The organism is Paraglaciecola sp. (genome assembly GCF_030730205.1).
Lineage (GTDB): Bacteria > Pseudomonadota > Gammaproteobacteria > Enterobacterales > Alteromonadaceae > Paraglaciecola.
In genome coordinates, this window is the sequence record NZ_JANQVQ010000269.1 from 1 (window position 1) to 8,995 (window position 8,995).

Below are 8,995 nucleotides of genomic sequence, written 5' to 3' on the forward strand. Positions count from 1 at the left end.
TGGGCGTTAATTTCCGCTTTAGAGTGATCGCTCAATCGAAAATCAAATATACCCAACGGCGTTAATCGCTCAGAGCCGCCCTCCCAAGGTTTGCAAAAAACAGTTGTCTTTCCAAACGACAATAAATTTTGACATTCAACCTTATAATGCAAGTAGCCGTTGATATGAGGTTTACACCTTCTTTGCTTTTGCAATTGTTTTGAAGCGCAGCGACAACTGATTTTTAATCTGTTTGCTTGCTTCGAGTCGCCGGTAATCTACCTGTAATCACCACGTAATAAGCAAATAATCCGAGCAAAGAAAAAATAATCATGCTGATTGTTATGGCCTGCCAACCTGAAACAAACAGGGTATAAAAAAGCATGCCAATAACCAATAAAGTCGGTGTGGCAACTAAGGCGATCATGACCCGCACATTGGCAGGGATGGGGGCTTTATTGGTTTGAGTAGAATTCATTGCTTAGCTCTCATTGTGTGGTGACGCTTAAAAGCTGCCATTTAGAGTCCTACAAGACCACATCATCTATGGTATTTCAATAATTTGTTTTTTATCGGTTTAGGGCTTTTAACATAGAGCTTATTTTTGATAGCGGCACCGCCCTGAGGTTTTTACTGAACAATGCCACAAGAAGATTGTTGCACAGGTGGCTATCGGTATACCATCAGTCAAACTTTAATGGCGTGCTCTTTTTATCCGGGATCAAACATTGTGAATGCAGTATCGACCAATAACTTAGACAAACTTCCTAATATCGATAATTTGAAAAGATTGCTTCAATCCTTAGCGGTTTTAGACTTAGTTTTGTGCCCTGAATGGGACAACAGATATTACTCTTTTGACGCGCATTGGGCACCGGGTGAGTCAATGGCCTCAATGCGCAACGGTTGTGGAGATTCTTTTACTGTGCTGTTTACCGCCAGTGGCTGCTTTTTTAAAGGTTTTGCCCATGAATCCACGTTATCATCGTGGCATCAAGGCAATCTAAAGAAATGGCAAGTAGCGCTTAACAAGGTGCCTGCTGAATTTGCTCATGCGGTGTCTGAACCTGCCTTTGATATAGACAATATTTCCTTTTGTTTTTGGCGTTTGGTAGGCGAAACAAGCTGGTCTACAGCAAGCTTTGCAACAACTGAAACCGATGATCCTGATGGTTCGTTGTTTCTTTTAAACTGCCTAGTTGGCGATCCTCGAAATTATCAAGAGTTTGCTGAAGATTACTTTGAAACGGATGTTCCTCTTGCCGTCATTCAGCATGTTTATCAGCAACTACCGTTAACTCACAGAGTGATTCAGCAACTTAATCCAGAGCTTGAACTGGCTGATTTTTATGATGAATTAGTGGATATAGGTTACCCTATGAACAATTCGCAGCACTAAAAACGCCTTGTTCTACAAGCATGAGTCGCGATGTAATATTGCCGATATTTATTAATGTGACTCATCCGCGTAAACCCATCTGTGATGTGGTGATGTAAGTGGTAGAGGCAACACGCGTAGCAAAGCGTGATAAGGGGCTTACGGGCGGGTAGAAAATTACCGCATTGGTCTATTTAATTGCCGGCAAACACCCTTATACATTCAAATCACTCATTATGGGCAATGAATCGAAAGCGCCAAAATGTGCAACCGTGAAAGCACCACATTTAGTCGCAAAATCAATGGCTTTTAGTACATGTTGAAAGTTAGCCACCCATTCCACAAATGTTTTCGACGAACTGTTTTCACCCGCAACTCGATACAAAAAGCCACCGACAAAGGCATCACCTGCAGCGGTTGTATCAACTACGTTCGCCTTGGGCGCAGGGTAAGTACCATCAAAATTTTGCGTATAAAAGGCGATGGGCTTACCTCCATCGGTAATAATCACTAATGATACCCCTTGTTCTATCCATGATTTAACCACTTGCTCAACGTGCTCAACCCCATATAACTGCACTAACTCATCGCGACTGGCTTTGATGATATTTGCCATGATTGCCGCGCTTGATATTTTGCCTGCTGCATCTTGAGTCGGGGGCCAAAAAGCCGAGCGAAAATTAATATCTAAACAAATAATCGACTGGTTTTTCTTGAATATTTCCAGTGCTTGCAGGGTGCAATCAAGTTGATGTTCGTTGGCTAGCATGCCAGAGCAAAAGGAGACGACTCGTGTAGGTTCAATAATTTCAGCGGTGAAATCACTGAGCTGTATATCGTTGTGCGCAGCGTGTGTGTCATAGAATTCAAAGCTGCGCTCACCAAGGTGATCTAAGGTCACAAAAGCCAGAGCGGTTTTACCCGTCTCAGAAAACCCAACAAAATCAGTAGAGACACCATTATTTTTTAGCGCGTTGATTAGGAAATGACCAAATTGGTCTTTACCCACTTTACCAAATAAAAAACTTTTCCCTCCTAATTTGGCCACGGCCACCGCGACATTGGCTGGCGCACCACCGGCATATTGGGTAAAGGTGACGACTGTGGGATCTTTCTCTAAACAGGTGCTTGATAGCAGGTCGATCAATGCTTCGCCGATTGCTAGTACTTCCATAGTTGAGTTTGCCTTCGTTTATCCACTAAAAATAGATGTTTGGCTTGGAAACTTGCCCAAGCCAAACAAGGTTTTTTTAAAAACGTTTGCCAACGGTTAGGGTAAAGGTACGCGGTAATACCACCCTTGCATTAAACGTGTTGGTTTGGCCTGCAACGGTTTCTCCCGCTCTTGGATCGCCTTCTGATAGACCCTCAGAGTTATTGATGTTTTTCACATCAGCGCGTAAGTAATATCCTTCCTCGTTCTCTACCGCAAAACCAAGGTTTAACATGCCGTACATGGGTAACTCTGCGGTATTGGCGTCATCAGCGTAGCGTTTTCCGCTCCATGAATAGGTAGCGTTAATGCTAGCGACACCCCACGCAAAATCTTCAAATTCATAACTGGTGGTCAGCTGTCCAAAATGTTTTGGTACACGTACTGGCAGGTTGCCATTGATTTCGACCGTAGCAACATTGCCACTGTCATTTATAAACTCAGCAGCAGGGGTGTTAACAAATTCTGGGGATTGATAAGTGGCGGATAAACCGACTTTCCATCCCTCTGTCACTTGTAAGTTAAACTCAGCTTCAAGGCCTACGGTTTCGGTATTTCGAAATGCTTGGCGCTGCACTACGTCGCCGTTGACTACGGTGGGTACGTTAAAAAACAAATCATCGGCTGAGGCAAAATAGGCGGTTAAGAAGGCGGCAACATCACCTGAATTGTATTTTAAACCGAGCTCAGCCATTACAGTGGAAGCAGGTTTTGTTTCACGGCGCTGTGAGCGATTAAATTCGTCTATTTCAGCTTGACTCGTTAAGCCAGTAATTGCCATGTACTTATCTACGTCAGGCATACGAAAGCCATCAGCGTAGCGAGTAAATACGGCAAAATCTTCGTTTACGATGTAGTTAGCTGCCACCGTCCATGCCAGTTCACTGTATTCAATATCAAAATTACGATAGGTGCCATCACCAAAGGGTAAAACGATATTGCCGTTGACGGTGTCGGTATCACTGCTAAAACTATTTATTTGATAGTCACCTTGGTTTTCCGCTTCGCCATTGGCTTTTAATGTTTCGTAGCGAGCCCCAAGGTTCAAGGTTAAGTCATTGATTTCATATTCAAAGTCGGCATAAGGCGCAATGGTGTTTTCGCTGTAAACGATGTTTGCAAAACCATGCGAACCCGCTTGGATCCCTTTATAGGTGCCACTGGCAATATCGTTGCCGTTGGCGTCCATAAAAGCGATATCTAGACGTTGTGGTAAGGGCTCAACAGACTGTAAAGTGTTGATGCGATAATCAGTAACTTGACCGTTTATGTTAGAAACAAATAAACCAAAAGTAGAGTAAAGGGTGCCTTCACTTAAATCTTCATAGGTATGATGTAATTTTGTTTCGTTTTGTACGTTATCACCTTCAAAACGACGGTGCCAAAAGCCGGCGTTAATGCCAAAGCCATTGGTATTGTATGAGTCAACATTGTTATTGTTGGCCAATTCAAATCCTGTACCTGCATCACGTATTTGGTAATTCAAGGCGCCATCTACCATAGCATCAGCAAGGGCAACGTTGTTATTGTCGTAAATAGCCTGCGCTTTGCTGGCTAAAGATTCGGCATTGCCGACATTAATGATGCCAGTAAAGGTGGTTAACATGTCGGTATAACGAACTTGATTGCTGAAAATCCAGTTGTCGTTCAGTTCAACCTCAGTGGTATTGCCAATATAGGTAACATTGGCGTAGTTACCATCCGCCACATCTAAATCGAGATCTCCGCTGGGCGTATTGGCGAGACGCAATAAACGTGCACCTGCCGAGTTACCCGTTGTTCCATCACGAATATCCATGCCACCCGGTATCGTTTGCGCATCAGTGGTTGAGCCTGTTAAAGGCTGAGGAATGAAAAAGAAAGACTTATCGTCTTGTTTGTTAAACTCAAAGCGGGTGAAGCCGCTGTCATCTTTGAAGAAATGTTTAATATTGGCGTTAATTTCACCACCTTGGTTAGCGGTATAACCCGGATCACGAGCAGAATCATCTTCGCGATACCAGCCGCCGATAGCGTAAACGGTTTGATCATCAAGAGAGCCACTGACCCACGCTTGCGCCCCTAAACGATTGTTGCTGTTGGTTTCAAAAAATACATCCCCTTCGGTATCGTCACCGCCTTCGCGAGATAAAAAGTTGATAAAACCTGCTGGGGCGCTGCCCACAAATATGGAAGAGGCTCCACCACGAATGGCTTCAACATTGCCAATAAAATTCGATAAACGGGTAAAACGGTCGTTTTGAGTAAACAGAATATCTTGGTTGTAAAACACCGTCATACCATCACGCAACAAAGCGGTGAATTCTGTTTGAGTTGATAGTGGAAATCCGCGAGGTGCCACGTTATTACCAGTTTCACCACCGGTGTCTTCTGCATGAAAACCTGGAATGCTGCGAACCAATTCACCCACACTGTGCGGGGCTAAGCGTTCTAAATTTTCCTCACCAAAGGTTGTCATGGCATTTGTCGATTCAATTTTTACTTTTGGACGTGATGTACCACTGACAATAATTTGTTCAAAGTCGAGGTTGCTCGCTTTGTTTGCTTCTTCGCCAGACTGTGCAAAAGAAGTATGAGAAATAGAAGCCGTTACCGCTGCAGCTATGAGGGTCATTTTAGTCGAGCATTGCATGATGTGTTTTCTCCATTAATTTTGAGTTTTTAAGCTGACAAACTTTGTTAATTGCCTCTTATTAATCGAATGTTTAAGGCGGTTAACAAAATTGTTAATGAAATGTAGAGTAAATATTTTAATAAATCAACTAATGTTATTTATTAATTTTTGTTAAGTTTGCCCACAGCTGAAATCTATAACTTGTTAAAGAGGGTGTTAAGGGGATTGAAGGCTGCGGTTTTATTGAGCTAAAACAGCAGCGCTAGGCAAGGCGAAGTAGGTTTTTTACTGATTAAATAAATGTTGGCTATCTTGAGAAAAATTGACTAACAAAGGCAAATTAGCACAACCAATAGACTGGGCCTTGCTGCCGATTGAGCCACTGACTATTTTACTCGGTGATAAACCGCGGGTATCAGCTTGCGATATTTTTAATGCTGTTGCTGCAACAATTTTACTTCGCACCGCGCCAGGAATGGCGCCGTCGATGACGATAGCTTCAAAGTCAAAAATGGCCATTGAGCACAGAGCAGCATAGGCTAAGCCTTCGGCTACCTTGTCAATCCATTGGTCTAATATGGGGCCAAGTTCGCCCCAATATTCGCTAGACTGCCACAGCACTTTGGCGTCGTGGCCCGCTTCAATCAACATTTTTTCAAGGATATACAACGAAGATTGCATGATTAACTGTTGTGACTCTAACTCGCCATTTTGATTGATAATGGGCTGCGGTAAGGAGCCGATAGCGCCTGCATTACCGGTTTTACCGGTGAACAGTGAGCCGTTTAACACCACACCGCCACCAATAAACGTACCAATAAAAACGTACATAAAGTCGTTGAAATGATGAGGGTTACCAAAACTTAACTCGGCAGAGCAGGCCGCCGTGTCATCGTTACAAACATAAACGGGTAGGTCGATAATACTCGTAATGCCTTGAGTGTAATCGAAGGTTTTCCACTCGTTCATTACTTCAGCAGGCGCCCCTGCTTCTTCAGCCCAGTTCCATATTTCATAAGGGGTGGCGACGCCAATCCCCAAGATTCTGGCACTGAGTTCGGCGCTTAAACTTAGGGTTAAAACTTCTACGCCTTTTTTTAAAAAGGCCAACAAATTGGTGACACTCGGATAATTACAGTTTTCGTGTAAGGTGGCGCGCACATTGCCAGTAAAATCAATTAGGGTAAGGTCGAAGCTACGTCGTCCTACCTTTAGGCCGATGCTAAAAGCGCCCTCGGGATTGAGTGCAAACGGGACCAGAGGTTGACCAACACGACCTCGTTGCGGCTCCTTACGGATCAATAATTTATCAGCCTCTAAGCTGTTAATAATGACGGTAACCGCTTGGGCTGAAAGGCCAGTTTGTTGGGCTATCTCAGCTTTTGGAGAACTGCCTTGCTGACGAATGAGTGATAAAATTCTGCGCTCATTATGCGCACGTAAACCTGATTGACTGCGCCCTTCACGAAGATTAGTGTTTTTTGTATTTACAACTTTGTCGGTCATTTCGTCTACTTTTGATGCATTAACAAGACACCCTAAGGTGGTGGGTTATTATTTTAGCTGACTCTCTTAGGCTAAACTATATTAGTTTGAATTAATAAAAAATAGCGTGAAAGAGTAATAAATAAATTAAGTTGATTTATTGACAGGCTATTTTTTTGTTGGTTAAATGCGTTAACTAAAAATTAACAAGTGGTCGTATCGCCATGCAACAAAAAGCCCCATTAGTCTCAAGAGATATGTTGGTTCCCTTCATATTATTAACATTGTGTTTTGCTGCGTGGGGTACTGCAGCCAATATGACCGACCCCTTAGTCAAAGTGTTTAGTAAAATTTTCACCATGACGTCATTGCAATCAGCCTTAGTTCAATTTTGTTATTACGGCGCTTATTTTTGCTTAGCCATACCGGCGGCATTTATTAACAAGCGTTTTTCGTATAAGACCGGCGTACTCACGGGGCTTGGGTGTGCTGCAATCGGGGCTTTTATGTTTTACCCCGCAAGCCAAACCATGACGTATGGCTTCTTTCTTACCGCTTTATTTATCTTGGCAGGTGGTCTCTCTATCTTAGAAACCTCGGCAAATCCTTATGTTATGGGTATGGGCAGTCAGTTGACGGCCACCCGCCGCTTGAATTTTGCTCAGTCATTTAATCCGGTTGGAACCAGTTTAGGGGTATTTTTAGCCGCGACCCTTATCTTGCCTCAATTAAATCAAGCATCAGCAGAAGAGCGCAGCAGTATGACAGCCGATCAGCTGGTTTCTGTTATGAGTGCCGAATTAGATGCCGTGATGGTGCCTTACGTCGGGTTTGCTTGTGTGCTTGTGGTCATTTGGTTTGCGATTGCCATGCTCAAAACACCTGAAAAGTGCAAAGCCACTGAAGCCAGTAAACACACTGATTTTAGAGCAACGATACGTCGATTGTTTAACAATCGTCATTATCGATTTGGTGTTGTTGCCCAGTTTTTTAATGTTGCTGCTCAAACCTGTGTATGGACCTTCACCATTCAATATGTGATGGAAGCGCAGGGCGGCGATGAGGTGTCTGGTGGCAAGGTCTTGCAATACAGTATGTTAGTGTTTTTAGTCTCTCGATTTATTATGACGTGGATCATGGGCTTTGTCAGACCCGCAGCCTTATTAAGCGCGATGGCGGGGCTGGCTTCAATATTGTGTTTGTACATGATAATCATGCCGAACGAAACAGGGGTATGGGCCCTGATTGGTATTTCAGCTTGCTTGTCTTTGATGTTCCCAACTATTTATGCTGTAGCCTTACATGGCTTAAATGATGATGCAAAGTTTGGAGCGGCGGGTTTAGTTATGGCCATATTAGGCGGGGCAGTGATACCTTTATTGCAAGCATCCTTTATCGATAATTACAGCGCCGCGTTTTCTTACATCGTACCAGCGTGTTGCTTTTTGGTCGTCGCCGCTTATGCGGTATTTGATTTGAAATCGAAATACAGAGCGTAATTTAACAACCATGGAGCAAGGTATGTCCCTACATTTTTTGAGTGAGATCACCGGTTCGTTTTCTCAACCCGCGGCAGAGAACCCCACTGTTGCGATGGTTGAGGCTGCTTATAAAGAAATGAAAATTGACTGGCGCTATATTAATTGTGAGGTGCCACCAGCGCTTTTAGCTGATGCAGTAGCAGGCGCCAAGGCCATGAATTGGCAAGGATTTAACTGCTCTGTGCCGCATAAAGTGGCAGTGATAGCGCACCTCGATGGTTTGGGTGAATCTGCCCAACTCATTGGCGCGGTAAATACTGTGGTAAAACGCGGCGCCGACTATATTGGTGAAAACACTGATGGCAAAGGCTTTTTACAAGGATTGAGACAACAGGTTGAACCGCAGGGTAAGTCGGTCATGATATTAGGTGCTGGCGGCGCGGCGCGAGCCATTGCGGTTGAACTCGCCTTAGCAGGGGTGGCATCAATCACGATCGTTAATCGAAATGAAAATCGCGGTCAAACCTTAGTCGATTTGCTGAATGGTAAAACCACCGTCAAAGCCCACTATCTTTCATGGGACAAGACCATCGATATACCAGAAGACATTGATATCTTGGTCAATAGCACCACTATCGGCTTGTACCCCCATGTAGAGCAAGAAGTTAACATCAATAGCGAAACCCTCAGAGCCGAGATGGTGGTAGCGGATGTTATCCCTAATCCGCCAAAAACAAAGCTGCTAGAAGCCGCGCAAGCAAAAGGTTGTCAGGTAATTGATGGCCTCGCCATGTTGGTCAATCAAGGTCTATTAGGAATTAAATATTGGACAGGGCAAGATGCTA

7 protein-coding genes are annotated in these 8,995 nt (G+C 43.9%); 3 read left to right on the forward strand and 4 right to left on the reverse strand.

Features of this window, described 5'->3' with window-relative positions; genetic code table 11:
• Positions 1-223: 223 nt before the first annotated feature.
• Positions 224-457 (reverse strand): hypothetical protein, encoded by a 234-nt coding sequence (locus tag NWQ57_RS17435; RefSeq protein WP_306023449.1) that lies wholly within the window; start codon positions 455-457, stop codon positions 224-226.
• Between the two features lie 162 nt (positions 458-619).
• Between NWQ57_RS17435 and NWQ57_RS17440 the strand changes: the two genes are divergently transcribed.
• Positions 620-1,378, forward strand: a complete 759-nt coding sequence (locus NWQ57_RS17440) for a hypothetical protein (protein WP_306023450.1) — start codon at positions 620-622, stop codon at positions 1,376-1,378.
• A gap of 193 nt (positions 1,379-1,571) precedes the next feature.
• Here NWQ57_RS17440 and NWQ57_RS17445 read toward each other — a convergent pair whose 3' ends face one another.
• The 3 genes from NWQ57_RS17445 to NWQ57_RS17455 all read right to left on the reverse strand — a co-directional run bounded on the left by NWQ57_RS17445 (position 1,572) and on the right by NWQ57_RS17455 (position 6,690).
• On the reverse strand, positions 1,572-2,531 hold the full coding sequence (locus tag NWQ57_RS17445) for a carbohydrate kinase (RefSeq protein WP_306023451.1): 960 nt from the start codon (positions 2,529-2,531) through the stop codon (positions 1,572-1,574).
• A 76-nt stretch (positions 2,532-2,607) separates the two neighbouring features.
• Entirely contained in the window at positions 2,608-5,202 is a 2,595-nt protein-coding gene (locus tag NWQ57_RS17450; RefSeq protein WP_306023452.1) for a TonB-dependent receptor, read from the reverse strand.
• Between the two features lie 267 nt (positions 5,203-5,469).
• The gene (locus NWQ57_RS17455) at positions 5,470-6,690 is read right to left on the reverse strand and encodes an ROK family transcriptional regulator (RefSeq protein WP_306023453.1); all 1,221 of its coding nucleotides are present in this window, start codon (positions 6,688-6,690) and stop codon (positions 5,470-5,472) included.
• A gap of 203 nt (positions 6,691-6,893) precedes the next feature.
• Between NWQ57_RS17455 and fucP the strand changes: the two genes are divergently transcribed.
• A complete protein-coding gene (fucP, locus tag NWQ57_RS17460) occupies positions 6,894-8,168 on the forward strand; it encodes an L-fucose:H+ symporter permease (protein WP_306023454.1) in 1,275 nt (424 codons plus the stop codon).
• 22 nt (positions 8,169-8,190) lie between these two features.
• The coding region (locus tag NWQ57_RS17465; RefSeq protein WP_306023455.1) for a shikimate dehydrogenase at positions 8,191-8,995 on the forward strand (805 nt) is incomplete at its 3' end.

Bases quoted from the DNA above. Each gene is read 5' to 3' on its own strand.
- NWQ57_RS17435 (WP_306023449.1), bottom strand. From the start codon at position 457: ATGAATTCTACTCAAACCAATAAAGCCCCCATCCCTGCCAATGTGCGG.
- NWQ57_RS17440 (WP_306023450.1), top strand. From the start codon at position 620: ATGCCACAAGAAGATTGTTGCACAGGTGGCTATCGGTATACCATCAGT.
- NWQ57_RS17445 (WP_306023451.1), bottom strand. From the start codon at position 2,531: ATGGAAGTACTAGCAATCGGCGAAGCATTGATCGACCTGCTATCAAGC.
- NWQ57_RS17450 (WP_306023452.1), bottom strand. From the start codon at position 5,202: ATGCAATGCTCGACTAAAATGACCCTCATAGCTGCAGCGGTAACGGCT.
- NWQ57_RS17455 (WP_306023453.1), bottom strand. From the start codon at position 6,690: ATGACCGACAAAGTTGTAAATACAAAAAACACTAATCTTCGTGAAGGG.
- fucP (WP_306023454.1), top strand. From the start codon at position 6,894: ATGCAACAAAAAGCCCCATTAGTCTCAAGAGATATGTTGGTTCCCTTC.